The sequence below is a fragment of the Tianweitania sp. genome (assembly GCF_032053605.1).
In the GTDB taxonomy this organism is placed as follows: Bacteria; Pseudomonadota; Alphaproteobacteria; order Rhizobiales; family Rhizobiaceae; genus Tianweitania.
Genome location: NZ_DAMBUH010000012.1, coordinates 1 through 15,296, shown reverse-complemented (window position 1 = coordinate 15,296; position 15,296 = coordinate 1). Strand labels below are relative to the sequence as shown.

The 15,296-nt window shown below is 60.7% G+C and carries 12 protein-coding genes; 8 read left to right on the top strand and 4 right to left on the bottom strand.

The window, feature by feature from the left end:
- Positions 1 to 94 precede the first annotated feature (94 nt).
- The 4 genes from RTX98_RS04845 (at position 95) to RTX98_RS04830 (ending at position 5,311) form a co-directional block, all read left to right on the top strand.
- Positions 95 to 874, top strand: coding sequence for an ABC transporter substrate-binding protein (locus RTX98_RS04845; RefSeq protein WP_312794979.1), 780 nt, complete (start codon positions 95 to 97; stop codon positions 872 to 874).
- Between the two features lie 11 nt (positions 875 to 885).
- On the top strand, positions 886 to 2,880 hold the full coding sequence (gene fhuB / locus RTX98_RS04840; protein WP_312794978.1) for a Fe(3+)-hydroxamate ABC transporter permease FhuB: 1,995 nt from the start codon (positions 886 to 888) through the stop codon (positions 2,878 to 2,880).
- On the top strand, positions 2,880 to 3,728 hold the full coding sequence (locus RTX98_RS04835; RefSeq protein WP_312794977.1) for an ABC transporter ATP-binding protein: 849 nt from the start codon (positions 2,880 to 2,882) through the stop codon (positions 3,726 to 3,728). Before fhuB ends, RTX98_RS04835 begins: the two co-directional genes overlap by 1 nt.
- Before the next feature lie 740 nt (positions 3,729 to 4,468).
- Positions 4,469 to 5,311, top strand: coding sequence for a hypothetical protein (locus RTX98_RS04830; protein ID WP_312794976.1), 843 nt, complete (start codon positions 4,469 to 4,471; stop codon positions 5,309 to 5,311).
- Between the two features lie 2 nt (positions 5,312 to 5,313).
- Here the strand turns inward: RTX98_RS04830 and RTX98_RS04825 are convergent, their stop codons facing one another.
- Complete coding sequence (locus RTX98_RS04825) at positions 5,314 to 6,609, bottom strand: VpsF family polysaccharide biosynthesis protein (protein ID WP_312794975.1); 1,296 nt, start codon at positions 6,607 to 6,609, stop codon at positions 5,314 to 5,316.
- A gap of 157 nt (positions 6,610 to 6,766) precedes the next feature.
- Here RTX98_RS04825 and RTX98_RS04820 point away from each other — a divergent pair, with 157 nt between their 5' ends.
- The 4 genes from RTX98_RS04820 to RTX98_RS04805 all read left to right on the top strand — a co-directional run bounded on the left by RTX98_RS04820 (position 6,767) and on the right by RTX98_RS04805 (position 12,004).
- Complete coding sequence (locus tag RTX98_RS04820; protein WP_312794974.1) at positions 6,767 to 8,383, top strand: GumC family protein; 1,617 nt, start codon at positions 6,767 to 6,769, stop codon at positions 8,381 to 8,383.
- Positions 8,352 to 9,482, top strand: coding sequence for a glycosyltransferase (locus RTX98_RS04815; RefSeq protein ID WP_312794973.1), 1,131 nt, complete (start codon positions 8,352 to 8,354; stop codon positions 9,480 to 9,482). The genes RTX98_RS04820 and RTX98_RS04815 overlap by 32 nt, the downstream gene beginning before the upstream one ends.
- Positions 9,483 to 9,551: 69 nt before the next feature.
- Positions 9,552 to 10,688, top strand: a complete 1,137-nt coding sequence (locus RTX98_RS04810; protein ID WP_312794972.1) for a glycosyltransferase family 4 protein — start codon at positions 9,552 to 9,554, stop codon at positions 10,686 to 10,688.
- 188 nt (positions 10,689 to 10,876) lie between these two features.
- Positions 10,877 to 12,004: a hypothetical protein gene (locus RTX98_RS04805; protein WP_312794971.1), complete on the top strand. Its 1,128-nt coding sequence runs from the start codon at positions 10,877 to 10,879 to the stop codon at positions 12,002 to 12,004.
- Between the two features lie 7 nt (positions 12,005 to 12,011).
- Here the strand turns inward: RTX98_RS04805 and RTX98_RS04800 are convergent, their stop codons facing one another.
- The 3 genes from RTX98_RS04800 to RTX98_RS04790 all read right to left on the bottom strand — a co-directional run.
- Entirely contained in the window at positions 12,012 to 13,142 is a 1,131-nt protein-coding gene (locus RTX98_RS04800) for a GNAT family N-acetyltransferase (protein WP_312794970.1), read from the bottom strand.
- 17 nt (positions 13,143 to 13,159) lie between these two features.
- The gene (locus RTX98_RS04795) at positions 13,160 to 14,158 is read right to left on the bottom strand and encodes a sterol desaturase family protein (RefSeq protein WP_312794969.1); all 999 of its coding nucleotides are present in this window, start codon (positions 14,156 to 14,158) and stop codon (positions 13,160 to 13,162) included.
- Between the two features lie 161 nt (positions 14,159 to 14,319).
- Positions 14,320 to 15,296 (bottom strand): heparinase II/III-family protein (locus tag RTX98_RS04790; RefSeq protein WP_312794968.1); only part of this gene is annotated, 977 nt, incomplete at its 5' end.

Below are 15,296 nucleotides of genomic sequence, written 5' to 3'. Positions count from 1 at the left end.
CCGTCGACACTTTCTGGCAACATGTGCCTGGGCAGTCAGCTCCGGCTTTTCCTTGGGTGCCGGTGCCAGTTCGATAGCAGGTACACCCAGGATCGTGTCACTCGATTACGGGTTGGCGGAAACCCTGCTGATGCTCGATGCGGCGCCCATCGCGGTTGCTGACGCGCGTGGCTGGACGGATTGGGTGGCCGAGCCCGCGCTGCCGAGTTCGACGGTTGATTGTGGGGTCGCGCTGGATCCCAACCTGGAACTTCTGTCCGCCCTTAAACCGGATGTCATCCTGACAACCGACTATCTGGCGATGGTTGAAGATCGGCTGGCCGCGATTGCACCTGTTCGCCGCCTGTCGATCTTCTCCGAAGGCGGCACGCCCTATCCGAAAGCCGTGGAAGCAGCACTGGCTCTTGGGGAACTCATCGGCGACCGGGATCGAGCGCAGCGCTACGTCGCGGAGTCGGAAACCTATTTCGATGTCTGCCGCGAGCGGGCGCGGCCTTTCAGCGAGAAGCCGATCCTGCTTCTCTCCTTTCTCGATCCACGCCATGTCAGGGTCTATGGTGCGCCCGGCATGTATGACGACGTCTTGAAGCACATCGGTCTGCGCAATGCTTGGACGGAAGCAACGAACTACTGGGGCTTTTCCACGATCGGCATCGAGGGTCTGGCAAAGATCGGTCCGGCCTTCGCCGTTGCCGATCATCTGCCGCAAGACATCCAGGCTGTTCTGGACCAAAGCCCGCTCTGGAAGGACCTGCCTTCCGTATCGGGTCGCAAGATCCCCGTTCTGCCGACAGTCCTGATGTTCGGTGCCATTCCCTCCGCGCGCCGTTTTGCCGGACTTCTTCTCGATGCATTGGAAGGCGCGGCAGCTTGATTTCGTCGCCCTTGAACAAAGCGCACCGGCAACTGCCGCATGGCCCTGCCCTGCTGGCGCTCACGCTGGTCATTCCGATCCTGATCCTGGGGGTAATGCTTCTGTCTTTGAAGCTTCCCATGCTTTGGCAGCCTCCCGGCGCCGCGTATGACCCCGATCGGATGGTGTTTCTTTATTCCACGCTTCCGCGTCTGGTGATGGCGGTGTTGTGCGGTGGAGCCCTTGCGGCGTCGGGCGCCATTTTGCAGCAGGTCTTGCGCAACCCGCTGGCATCGCCAACCACGTTGGGGATCGATGCCGGGGCGCGACTGGCCCTTGCGCTCGCCACGCTCTTTTTTCCCGCCCTTTTTGGCTGGGGGCGCGATGTGGTGGCGCTTCTTGGCTCATCGCTGGCAGCCTGCCTCGTTTTCGCTCTTGCCCGAAGACAGGACTTCGCGCCGATCCCGCTTGTTCTATCGGGCCTGCTTGTCGGCCTTTATTGCGGCGCGCTCGCTTCGATCCTGGCTTTGATCGACAGCCGATGGCTCGCCAGCCTTTTCATCTGGGGCGGCGGTTCTCTAAGCCAGCAGAGCTGGCAGCCGACCGTGGATCTTTCCATCAGGCTGGCGCTGGCGGCTCCCTTCGCGGTGTTTCTCCTGCGGCCCCTGACACTGCTCGAGCTTGGGGATGATGCAGCGCGCGGGCTGGGCCTGCCCGTGTCACGCCTGCGCCTTGGCGCCGTAGCACTGGCCGTGGTTCTCTCGGCCTTCACCGTCAGCGCAGTGGGGGTGATCGGCTTTGTTGGCTTGGTTGCACCCATCCTGACGCGCTTGGCTGGCGCGCGGGACTTTACAGCCCGCCTTGTCTGGTCAACGGTAATCGGCGCCTTATTGCTGTTGTTGACCGATCTTCTGGTGCAATACAGCGCCGGCGCATCATCCGACCTGCTGCCGACCGGTGCGGTGACGGCGATCTTGGGATCACCGATCCTGCTATGGCTTTTGCCGCGTCTTCAGGCCTCCATGCGCCCATCCGGCGGGCACACATCCGGCGCTGAGGCGGCGCGTTTAAACAACAGCCGAAACGGGTTGGTCATGGCTGCGCTCGCGGTCGGGCTTCTTGGTCTCGTTCTGATGGTGCTGTTTTTCGGGCGCGCGCCCGATGGCTCCTGGCATTGGCTCGACCAGAGCGAACTATCGACCGCCCTGCCCTGGCGATGGCCGCGCAGCCTTGCGGTGGCTTCGGCCGGCGCGCTTCTTGCCACGGCAGGCTTCGTGCTCCAGCGCTTGACCGGCAATGAAATGGCCAGTCCCGAAATTCTAGGCATTAGCGCCGGCTCGACCTTCGCCGTGGCGATCGGCCTTTTCGTGATCGGCGACATGTCGTCCGTTGAAGCCTTCCTGGCGGCCATGGCGGGCGCTGCTGCGACCTTGTTCTTGGTTCTTCTGCTGGGGCGGCGCGCGGCATTTGCACCAGAACGCATGCTGCTTGCCGGCATCGCCATTTCTGCGCTGCTTGATGCCGTGATCGGGATGCTTTCGGCAACAGGCGATCCGCGTTCCTTCCAGCTCCTGTCCTGGATGTCCGGTGTTGCCAGCGGCGTTCAGCCGGTCGGCGCGGCCTCCGCTGCTGTTGTCGCGGCACTTATGCTGGCGGTCACCCTTCTGGCTCGTCGGCCGATCGAACTGCTGGCGTTGGGAGCCCCAAGTGCTGGCGGGCTGGGCCTGACCGTGCGCTCAGTGCACCTGCTCCTGCTGGCCCTGGCCGCGATCGCCACGGCGGCGGCTACTCCGTTGGTGGGGCCGCTGACATTCGCAGGCTTGATCGCGCCGCATCTTGTTCGACTGACGGGTGTCCGGGGAGCCTTGCCGTCCCTGCTGGGCAGCGCCTGCGCCGGCGCCACGATCCTTCTTGCCGCGGATTGGCTTGCGCGTGTCGGCGCCTTTCCGTTCCAGCTTCCCACCGGTCTCGTCGCCTGCCTCGTCGGCGCGCCCGTCCTGCTTTGGCTCCTGCAAAGGCGTGCCTGATGACAAGAAACCTTTCTTCAGGCCCGCTTGGCCCCCAATCCGCCTTTTCGCTTGATCAGGTTCATTTTAAGGCTGGCGATCGCACCATCCTTCATCCACTCGACCTCACTTTGTATCCCGGCGAAGTTGTTGGCCTGATCGGACAGAACGGCTCGGGAAAGTCGACCCTGCTCAAGTTTCTGGCGCGCCAGAACGAGCCCAGCGGCGGCACCATCCACTTCGAAAACCGTTCACTGACGACATGGGGCGCGCGCGACTTCGCCAAGCGCGTCGCTTATCTTCCCCAGGATCCGCCGATCGGCACCGGCCTCACCGCGCGCGAACTCGTTCGCCTCGGCCGCTATCCCTGGCATGGTGCCTTGGGCCGCTTCACCGAAGACGACGCGGCCAAGGCCGAGAACGCGATGGAGATGACCGACACGCTGCAATTTGCCGAGCGCAGCATCGATACGCTGTCGGGGGGCGAGCGTCAGCGTGTCTGGCTTGCCATGCTCGTTGCGCAGGATGCCGGCTGTCTTCTTCTCGACGAACCAACCTCGGCGCTCGACATCGCGCACCAAATCGAAGTCCTCTCGCTCATCCGGCGCCTGGGCCATACCCGAAACCTTTGCGTCGTTGTCGTGCTGCACGACGTCAACATGGCTGCGCGCTTTTGCGACCGCATCGTGGCCCTGCGTAACGGAAGCCTCGTTGCGGACGAAACGCCCGCAAACTTTATGACACCATCAGCGCTTTCGTCGGTCTACGGCATCGACATGACCGTCTTGGCGCAACTCGGAGCCCCACGGGTCGGCGTCGCGGTGCCGACCTACAAGGAAGAGCGCTTACCGGCTAGTCGAGTGCCTTAGCTCAGCCACGCGACGACTAGCAGGTGCTCTCGTCAGCCCACCTGTCTCGTAATGCTCCATAAGGGGTTCCTCTCTACAACAACACTCGCACGGGCAACTCACAAGCCAGCTCCTGCGAGTCTGATGAAGGGTGTTCGTTCGTGGTCCGAATTCTTCTTGTACTCCCGGCGGAGGGGTGCCGGCGTTGGCAGAATGAGGTGGTGGCGCGGCTGCAGGAGGCTGGGCATGTCGTTTCCGTCCGACATTCGCCAGGTCGACCTACAGGCTCGCGGCTTCTGAGTGCCGTGCTTTCCGCTGAGACCCGCGTTTTCGGCGCTTCTCTAGCCAGCGAGTGCAAACCTCTCGCGCAAACCGGGAATGATGAGGTCGATCTGGTGATCGCCCTCGCTCCTTCCGCGCCAAAGATAAGCAAGCCAACACTGACGCTTACATTTGCCGGCTGCAGCAGCTTCGAGGACGGGCTGACCCAGATGGTGGCGGGCAGCAATAGGTTGGACCTGGTAGCAAGCATCGATGGCATAGCGCTTGGGCGTGCGAGACCGATGATCCGAGATCGCTTGTGGCTCAGGCGGGCATCGGACGATCTGCTCTCCGGCGCCCTGTCGTTGATCCTGCAGACCGTCAGCCGGTTTGCAACCAACAGACTAGTTCCGTTGGAGGATATGCCCTCCTCCTCCAGTTGCCGAACATCTTTTGCACGGCACTATCCCTTGTTCTTGAGCAAGGCGGTGGTCGCTCGCTTGATCCGGAAGGTTCAGCGTCGAAATCGCCCCTTCTATTGGCAAGTGGCGTATCGCAGCATCGAGGGTGAGGGCGTAGCAGAAACCGGCGCGATCGACGGAGCACCGTTCACCGTCCTGCCCGACGACGGCACTCGGTTCTATGCCGACCCCTTCGTGTTCGAACATGAAGGCCGCATTTTCCTGTTCGTGGAAGAGTTTCCCTATGCCCTGAACCGAGGCCTTATCTCGGTCGCGGCGCTTCAGGGCGACGGAACCTTCGACACGCCTCGCAGGGTGCTGGAGGAGCCGCATCATCTCTCTTACCCTCAGGTCTTCCCGCATGACGGCGAGATCTACATGCTGCCTGAAAGCGCTGCCGCGCGGGAACTGGTGCTGTATCGCGCCGCGTCCTTTCCGGACACTTGGGTGCGTGACACGGTTCTTCTCGCGGATCGCGACATCAACGACGCCACGGTTCTTCAACACGGAGGACGCTTCTGGCTGTTCGCCACGGAGCGAGTGGGTGTCGGCAGCCCTTCGGACACGATGGTGGTCCTGTCTGCTGACAACCCGCGCGGGCCCTGGATCGACCATGCGCTCAATCCGGTTGCCATCGATCACTCGGCAGCGAGGCCGGGTGGCTCGTTTATTCGAACAGGCGAGCGCATCCTGCTGCCCGTTCAGAATGGATCACAAACCTATGGCGGAGGGCTGGGGCTGATGGAGTTGCAACAGCTCGACGATGGTCATGTTCGGTTCAGCGCGCCGGAACCCATTCGTCCTGGTCCTGCCTGGGACCGGAAAGGCATCCACACGCTCAATCGTGTTGGCCGGCTAGAAGTGATCGATAGTGCCGGCTGAACTTAAGCTACGTCAGCAAGCGTTCTCCGCCGAACATTCACCGCGTCCGACGCGCCATTGACCTGATAGGCCATCAGTAGAATGAACACGATCATCAATTCCGGCGCCTTGGACGACAGCGTGTTGTTCGACAAGGCTGCCAGAAGGAACGTGATCGTCCCGATCCAGGCTGGGCGCGGCGTATTGCGAAGCAGCTGATACAAGAAGCGGAAGAAGCTCAACGAGAAGATCACGGCAAGCGGAACGCCGAAAAGCAGGCCGAGCACGACCGGCGTGCTTTCGATATAAGGCAGATGGAGCTTCTCGTTGACGATCGCCAGCAGGTCGTCGGCGTTCATGCCGAACAGGATGTTCTGCCAAGTCACAAAGTCGAACACCTGATACACTGTCACGCGTGCCGAGAAGTTTTCGTCGAAGATCGTTTCGTTGAAGCGGTTTAGGAAGCCGCCAGCCGCAAACGCGATGATCAATGCCGCGCCCCCAATCACGGTTAGAAGCGTCACAATGAACTTTGCTTCCCGTTGCTGACGGCGGGTAAGTCCTCGCCAGGGAAGGATGGTCGTAAGCAACAGAATCTCGATGATGGCGAGCAGCAAAGCTGCGCGTGCACCGGAGGCGGCGGCGCCTGCAAACAACAAGAGGATGCAGGCAATCTTGACCCATAGCCGCCACGGGGTCAGCGCGACAAAAGCGATGGCCGTCGCGCAAAGCGTGCCCAGTGCAAGCGGATGCGCAGAAAGACCGATCGGCCGAAACTCCTGCTCGCGGAAGGGATAGGGCAGGAAGTGCTGCTGCACGACCGCCTCCACAATGCCCATGATCGCGCTGACGACGATCATGCCAAGCATGACGCTTCCCAGTGCCGTCCGCGTGTCGCGGTTCAGACTGAGCATGATCATGGCCGCGGCACAGGCGACCAAATAAGAGTCGATGACGAACCCGCTTGAACCTGCGCGGCCCGTAACGAAAAGATAAGGCACAAGCAGAAGGATCACCGCTGTAAAGCGCAGGATTGCCTTGAACAGCCTGACCTCGTCGCCTTTCAGCAGAACCGGCCTGCTGATGAGGACGGCTGTAAGCATGAAGAAGATGGCGTAAGTTCCGATATGGAGCTTTTCCGGGAACGAGCCTCCTTCGGTGGAGTATGAAACTGCTAGATTCAGCATTTGCGGTGAAACCACCGCACGCAGAATGAAGACAACGGCTGCACAAAGAAAAAGCAGCAGAGACACGGCGTTCCGCTGATACACGTCCGCGGCGCTCGATTTCTCGATCCCGCCTGTGACACTTGCAGCCATTTTCAACCAGAAGCGAGAGGGCTCGGTGGAAGCAACGACCTCGGCGTTCGTCCTTGCTCCCAAGTCAAAGATCGTGATGCCACAATAAAGCGGCGTGGATAATCGTATCTTAACAAACCCGCTTTACAGCTGAGCTCACAGCATCCGGCGATCCATCATGAGCCAAATTCTCGGGCGAAAGGCCTCCCCTTTGTCTTCGGAGGACTTCAACATCGATGCGCTTGACCATAGAGCCCGCCGGCGCCCGGCCGGTGGTTCGCTTCTGCTGACTGCAAAAAGCCTGGCCGATCGGGACCTGGCGGATGACCGATCCACGCCGCAGGCAGCCAAGGTCGAGCAGACCGCGGCCGCCGCTGGCTCACTACGGTCTGAAGCGCCAACCACGACATCCCCGTCAGACCATCGCGCGGATCGCCCCTCGCCTGTCACAGTTGCGAAGGTGGGTGAGTTCCTCGAACTTGATTTCCGCCGCTTGTTCACCTGGCTGCGCGCCGGCTTTCTTTTGGCCTGCATCCTCGCTGTCATCGGTGCTCTCGCCGGTGGCGGTTACGGGCTTCTGGCAAAGAAGCGCTATACGGTTGCCACCGACATCCTGCTGAACCCGACCAATCTGCAGGTCGTGAATGACGACCTTTATGTCCAGTCCGGCCAGATCGACAATCAGCTCCTGAACATTCGCAGCAAGCAGCGCGTTCTGACCTCCAGAAACGTCCTGGCACGTGTCGTGGACGATCTGAACCTCGCCAGCGAACCAGAGTTCGGCGATGGCGCGTCCGATCCCAAGCTGACGGCCCTGAGGCGCTTGCAGGAAAGCATCAAGGTTCAGGCTGATGAAGGGTCGTTCGTAACGACGCTGCTGGTGACCGCCCAAACGCCTGACAAGGCGATCGAAATTTCACAGGCGATCGTCAAGACGTTCCAGGATGAGCTCGCCGAAGCTGAAAGCAATGGCGCAAGCCGGGCTGCAACCGCACTTGATAGCCGCCTCGGACAGTTGAGAGCGGACGTGCAGACGGCGGAAAAGAAGATCGAAGACTACCGCCGCGATCAGAATTTGTCGTCGAGCTACGGCCAGTTGGTAAGCTCGCAGACCATGACGCAGCTCAACACGCAAATCGTGCAGGCTCAGGCCAGGGCAAGTGCGGCACAAGCTGATTATGACGCGCTGGTCGCGGGCGGCGCAAACGGCACGAATGCCAGCCCTTCGGTTTCAGAAACGCTGGTCGCTTTGCGCAACGAAGCCAATCGGATCCGCCAGGAGCTTGAATCTCAGTCCGCGCAACTCGGACCCCGCCACCCGTCCATCCTGAAGTTGCGGGTCGCGCTTGATACCGTTACCGCCCAGGTAAGGACCGAATATCTGCACACCGTCGAAGTCGCCAAAGGCAGCCGCGACGCGACCAAAAACACCATGGATTCGCTGGTTGCGCGCATGAACGATCTGCAAGGCAACGTCTTTGCCGATCGTGAGTCTGAAGTCGCCCTCCGCGAACTTGAGCGGGACGCGACGTCCAAGACGGCGATCTATGAGAGCTTCCTGTCGCGCGCACGCCAGATCACTGAGCGCCAGCAGATCGATACGACCAATGTGCAGGTGATCTCCACCGCCGTTCCGCCGAATGGGCGGTCCTGGCCTCCGCGAACGATTGTGCTGGCAGCCGGAGGCGCAATCGCGGGCTTTGCTCTCGGGCTACTCCTTGCCCTCATCATGGGTATCCGTCGTGACCTGCGCGACGAGCCGGATGATTATCGCAGACCTGCCTACGGTGTCTAAGCGGATCGTTTTTCATACACCGAGCCTTCGCGGCGGCGGGGCCGAACGCGTCTTCGTTTTGATGGCAAACGAACTCGCTTCACGCGGACATGACGTGACCCTGCTGACATGGAATGCCGCCGGTCCAAACGCAGCGCTGCTGTCGAGCGCGGTGACACTGGTGGATTTCGCCCTGCCCGTCCAGGGTGAAGGCTTCAGCATCGTGAAGACGCTGAAAACCGTCAGGCGTAGCGCGCAGGCCCTGCGAAAGCTGCAACCCGACGCGGTGTTCAGCGCACCGGAATTCATGAACCTGGTTGCAGCGCTCGCACTTCTGATGGCGAGGAGCCGCGCACGCTTTTTCCCGACCTTTCACGCAGCCACGTCGCTCGTGACAGGCAGATTGGGTGCGCGACTGGCCGTCAAGCTTTCTGCGCTCGTTTCTGCGCGGGCGACCAAGGCCATCGTTGTTTCGACCGGCATTGGTCGAGAGCTGAAGGCCCGTGGGTTTCCACCGACCAAGATCACCGTGATCCACAATCCGGTGCCTGCTGGCACGGGTTCGCAAGCCGAAGTCTATCCCTGGCAGAATGATCTGGCGGCGATGGGAGACGGTGCGGTGATCGTGACGGCCGGGCGCTTGGTCGAGGTCAAGGATCACCGAACCCTGCTTCGCGCCTTTGCGCTTTTGCGCGAACAGCGGCCTGCGCGGCTGGCGATCTTCGGAGAAGGTCCGCTCGAGGGTGCCTTGCGGTTGACTGCGCGCGAACTTGGCATCGACAGCCAAGTGCTGTTTGCCGGCTATGTCAACAATCCCGCGGCTTGCTATGCAGTAGCCGATCTTTTTGCCCTTTCATCAATCAGTGAGGGCTTCGGCAATGTGCTCGTGGAGGCCATGAACGCGGGCGTTCCGATCGTTTCCACCAACGCACCTTATGGTCCGGCCGAGATCCTTCAGGATGGTCGCTGCGGAACGCTCATCCCGGTTGGTGATGCGGCGGCTATGGCCCGGGCTATGGGTGAGATGCTCAATCGGCCTACGCCGGTCGATATCCTGAAAAACAGAGCAGCCGACTTCGACGTTAAGCGTATCGGCGATCAGTATGAGGCCCTGCTTTGACGGCAACGCGAACGCTCCCATGCCCGCGGATACATATAACTGAGCGACCCATGTCTGGTGGACGATCCCTTGCGCAACGCTGCTGCTGATCGAGCCCTGAAGGTTCTTGTTGCGACACCGGCGGGGACGACCGGCCGCGGCGGAATTGACCGCATCATGGCTGCGCTCCGGTCTGAATTGGCGCGTCGTTCAACCGGAGTCATCGCGCAATTCCTGCCCACGCGCGGCAACGGATCGCTCGCGCTCTCGTGGCTTCATCTTACGCGCTTTTGCCTGCAGATGGCTGGGGCACGCGTTCGCGGCGACGTCGATCTGCTGCATATCAATCTTGCAAGCCGCGGCAGCACCTATCGCAAGATCGTTCTGGCAGCCTGTGCACGCATCCTGCGGATCCCATACGTCATCCACCTCCACGGTGCGGAATATCGCGAGTTCTGGGCAAACAGCTCCCAGACGGTAAGCCGCCGTATCCACGGGATGTTTGCGCATGCAAGCCGCATCATCGTGCTTGGCATGCCCTGGCGCGCTTTCGTGGCGCAGATGGTGCCCGAGGCAGCAGCGCGGATCGTTATCGTGCCCAATGCCGTGGCTGAGGCTGAAATGCCGGGGAATGCTGGCGGGGCAAGCGTCCACATCCTGTTCATGGGACGGATCGAAGAGCGCAAGGGCGTTCCTGAACTCGTTCGTGCCCTGACCAGCTTGCGCGATATGCCAGGCTGGCATGCGACCATTGCGGGCGACGGCGGTGTTGAGGCTTTGCGAGCCGAAGTCGCTGAGTTCGGCCTACAGGACCGGATTGCAGTTCCCGGATGGCTGGGCGCCCAGGATGCAGCGCGGCTTCTAGCGACTGGCGATATTCTCACCCTCCCCTCTCATGCTGAAAACCTGCCGATGTCGGTGATTGAAGCCATGGCGGCTGGTCTTGCCGTAGTGGCGACGCCGGTGGGAGCGGTGGAGGACATTATCGAAGATGGCGAAACGGGCTTGCTGGTTCCGCCGGGGAACGCTGACGCTTTGGCTGACGCCTTAGCGCTTTTGGTGCGCGATACGGCGTTGCGGCAGCGGCTTGCTGCTGCTGGGCAACGCTTCCAGCGCGCGCATCTGAGCATCTCGCCGTATGCCGACCGGATCGTTTCCGTTTGGCATGATGCCGTTGCAGAGCATCTCGGCAAGACTGCGCGGGAAGACCGGAGGGGACCGCTTTGAGCGCTGCCGCTTATTTAAAGAACTTTATTGCGGAAAACCTAGTTCGTCGGACGCCCGGCTTTTACCAGCGTTTCCAACATCTTGCGCAGCGTTCTGAAACAATGTCGCTCGATGAGCGAAGAGCTTTGCGCGATGCATTAACGCTCAGAACCCTCGCGAAAGCGCGGAAAGCGCGGCATGGAAAGACGTTGGAGTCGCCGGGTTCCTATAGCGACTGGCCGATCTTAGAGAAGGAAATGCTGCGGCAGGACCCTGATCTTTGCTCGGTTCGCACGCTGCTGCCGGCCCATGCAGCCTCGACCGGGGGCACGACCGGCATCCCGATCAAGCTTCGCCGCTCGCTTTCTTCGTTGGTTTTCGAACAAGCGATCCTGGATCATCTGGTGCACCGGTTCTCCGGTCTCGATCTGAAAACTGCTCGGGTCGCCGTTCTGCGGGGAGATGCTTTCAAGGATCCCAGCGATACGAAGCCGCCATTTTGGCAGGAAAAAAGCGGAAATTTTCGGCTTGTGGCGTCGAGTTTTCACCTGAATCGCTCCAATATTTCCGCTTTTATCGACGCTTTCGGGAAATTTCAGCCGGATTTGCTATGGGTTTATCCGTCTTCTCTGGAGGCGTTCGTTCGTCTGGGCGGCGACGGCTTGAAAGATCATCCGATCGAAAGCCTCAAGCTTGTTCTTTCATCGTCGGAAGTTCTGAGTCGAGACGTCTCTCGCGAAGCGACCGAAAAGCTCGGCGTGCCCGTTCTGGATTTCTATGGCCAGTCCGAACGGGTCTGCGCTTCCTACTCGGTCGCGAGCAATGAGCACTACTTCTTGCCGGCCTACGGCAGGGTCGAGTTGTTGCCGGTCGAGGATGGCGTCGATACCGGGCTCTACGAGATCATCGGCACATCCTACTGGAACGCAGCGCAGCCTCTGGTTCGGTTTCGGACGGGCGATCTGGCGCGGCTTCCGGATGGGATGAGCGCGGAGGAAATCGAGGCTGTTACGCTAGGCATTCTGCCCTTTCTTGGCGTTGAAGGACGACAGTCGGAATATGTTCTGTCTCCAGAAGGCAGCCGGTTGATCGGCATGAACCACATTCCGCGTGGCGTGCCGGATATTGCGCAGATGCAGATCCTCCAGACGGATGCGGCACGGGTGGAAATCCAGGTCGTTCCGCTGCCGAGCTTCGGCGAAGATAGCCGGAAGATCATCCTTGCCAATGCGCGCCAGAAGATCCCGTCCAGCATGGATATAGAGATCAAGACGGTCGATGTGGTGACGCGCACAAAGAGTGGGAAGACGCCGCTGGTCATGCGGCTGGTGGATTGATGCTTGCTTAGGCTGAAGTCTCTTCAGCGGGCTCGGCATCTACCTTCTCGGTTTTCTGCCGGAACTTGCGACGCACATTATCCGCGAGCAGCGCCAGCGAACCCTTGGCCGAGCCGGTGCCCATCAGGGACTGTAAGGCCACGGTATGCGTTGCCAGCCGGTCCTTGAACGCCTCGCCGCCGCACAGCAGATCGACCATCTTCAGGCCATGGTCGAACGACCACTGCACGTATTCGAAGATCAGCACCATTCCGGGTGACGCCCGCGCATAATCGGGATCATAGGTGGTGACCCAAGCCATCATCGTGTCGCGCTGCACGAAGTTGACCGAGATGGCCGCAACCAAGCCGTTCACCTCGATCACGAACAAACGCAGGATGCCGGCGCGCGCCAAAACATCGACCAGAGCGGGCAAGGCCTCGGCGCTTTCATCAAACAGCTCGGAAACGCTGCGGCCGGTTCGCTCCAGCCACTTGCGCTTCAACAAGGCCAGTTTTTGGAGCACAGGCCCAAGAGGCTCGTCATGCCCGAGCAATCGAAACTGAACGGTTCCCGCTTCTTCGAGGATGCGGATGCTGCGGCGATGATTGTGCCTGACCTTCTTGGGATGGCTGGCGAACCACGCCGCTCCGCTGTTCCAGTCGCCCGCCATGCGCGAGCTGATTTCTTCCCGGTGGTTGGGACGAAGCTTCGCCCCACCTTTCGTCTCGGGATCAAACAGGCGCCAGGCGGCTGCGTCCGGCAGCAGGCGATTGATGAAGACGAGATCATAGCCGCCGGCTTGCCGGATCTGCGTCCAGACCCTTGCCAGCGCCGCATCCGTACAGTCAGGCGCACGAAGAATGTCGCCATAGTCGGTATAGGCAGCAGCCGCCCATTCCAGAAACCGAAGTCCCTTGCGGCGGGTGATTGCCAGCGGTACGACCGCGACCAGCCTGTCGCCGCTCCACACCAGACCAACGCGCAGCGCAACCTGGTTCTGGCTTTTCAAGGTGTTCCACCAAGCCGAAATCCAGCCATGGCTTTGGAAGATCAGGGCATCGCTCGCCTGCCACAGCTGCGTCCACTGGTGTTCCAGCTCAGACAGACGCTCTGATGAACTGACGATCTCGAGGCGCTCCGCCTCAGTGGCTACCATAGGGGCAACATGCTTATTCATGTTGCCGACCGGTCGCGCGTCAGCGTGCTTGCTGCACGACGACGACGACGCACGCGGCGCGCCGCATGCCCCCACATCTTCTGCAGCGGCAGGATCCAGAGCCCGCGCAAGGTCTGATAGTCAGCAGCATCGCGATCCATCAGGCCGAATTTCAGGTCAAGGTTGGGTTCAGGCACGAACTGCGTGCCGAACAGGCGGTCCCAGAAGGAAAACAGCAAGCCGAAGTTCTTGTCGTAATGACGCGGATCGACGCTGTGATGGACCTGATGCCAGTGCGGGCACAGGATGATGTTGTTGAGCGGACCGAAGGAAATCTTAAGATGCGTGTGGCGCACGAAGTCCATCATCAGGATATTTCGCACGACATAGACATTGATGCCGAACACGGCGACCTCGACGGGGTTGAGCGCAATCACGCTCCATATGCCGAAGCAGATGCCGGGAATGACCCCGTCCCATATCCGGTTCATGAGATCGTCGAGAGGATGAACGCGATCCTTGGTGATGCCGACCATGACCTCGGCCGAGTGATGCACCTTGTGCAACTCCCAAAGGAACGGGAAGCGGTGCTGCGCGGCATGATAGAGGTAATAGGAGAGATCGTAGGCTAGCAGCATGGTCACGGTGAAGATCAGGATCGTGATGGGGCCTGCGGGGCCTGTCATCAGCGGCCCGTCCAGGCCGAAGATCCAGCTGATGCTCTGGTTGGTCGCGTAGCCCACGGCGGTTACGAAGGTCGCGCCAGCCGGGATCAACAAGAATGGCATGATCAGCTTCTTGGTGACGAAGAAGAGCGCGTCCGCCTTTGCCGAGCGGTGCAGAATGATCTCCGTGGGAAACGCGAAATCGAAAAAGTCCCGTACCGACTTCTTTTCGACCGTACGCCAGTAGGCCACCAGAGCGCAGATCAGCGCTGTGACAAGGATCAAGCCTGGCGTGACATAGTCGATATTGGCGAGCTTATGCGTAATCTTTGTGCTGAGTTCAGTGAACATGGGCATCCCGAGAGATTAACGTCTGATCCGAGCCAAGATCACGAGGCGTCGAGCGGCTATCCTGAAGGCTGTTGCTGAATATCGGTAGAATTACTTTCCGCTTCTAGCACAGAGCCTTCTCAAAACGGATAAACGTGCTGCTATAATTAACATCGAATGCGTCAAGCCTCGTTAACGCCGTCTGCAGGCGCGACGATCTCGATCAGCGACACGACGCCTGCATCATCGACCTTGCCGCGCCATGCGATCCTGGATGCGGGTCGGCGCTCGCCGAAGCGTTGCGAGACCCAGCCGCCCTCGCCCGGATGGTCCCCGCCTGCCCGACATTCAATCGTGCCATCCGGAAGATCAAGCGACACGATCGGTTCGCCAGCCCGGAAGATGGTCATACGATTTCCGGTTTGACGTATGGTCAGCCCGTCGGCAAGCTGAAAAACAATCTCCGCATTGCATGCCGTGCCAAGCAGGTGATCGCGCAGCTGGATGCCCTTGCCGCATCGCTCCACGGTTCTCTGGTGCACAGCGCCGAACCGGTTCTTGTAGCCGTCATGCTGCGCGCAAAGGCTCCAATCCGGTTCCGGCCGGGCATCCGTCAGGGTCGCCGCTGCCTTGTGCGACCAGTTGAACTTGCCCGACATGACGCTTTGGCTTGTGCTCAGGATGTTGAGCGTGTTGTGGGCGGGCGTCGAACGGAACCAGTCGCGCCACTTGCCGCCCGATCCATAAAGATAGGTTCCGGGATCAACCAGAACGGGCTCGCCGTCCACAACCAGGGTGATCGCCAGGGCATCGGCATGACCATGCGCGGCGATGGAAAGATAGCCGAGCGGTCCATGATCGAAGGTCAGTTCCACCAGACAGCCGTTGATGTCGCCGCGCCAGATCGACAGGCCGCCTTGTTCGAAGGTTTTCAACCCGGTCGGCTGCGGCGTGGCATGGCTCGGTCGTCCGAAGATGATCGCGCGGAAATGCTGTGGCGACGCCGTGAGGCCCGGTTGTTGAAGGAAGCCATGGATCGCTAACGCCACGGAGGACACGTAGTCATCCTCACCGCCCAACGTCAGAGCCCGACCCTCGTCGTCGTCACCATAGGATGCGCCGCGCGGCAGCCACGCGGCCGCATCGGCGAAGGCCGCAA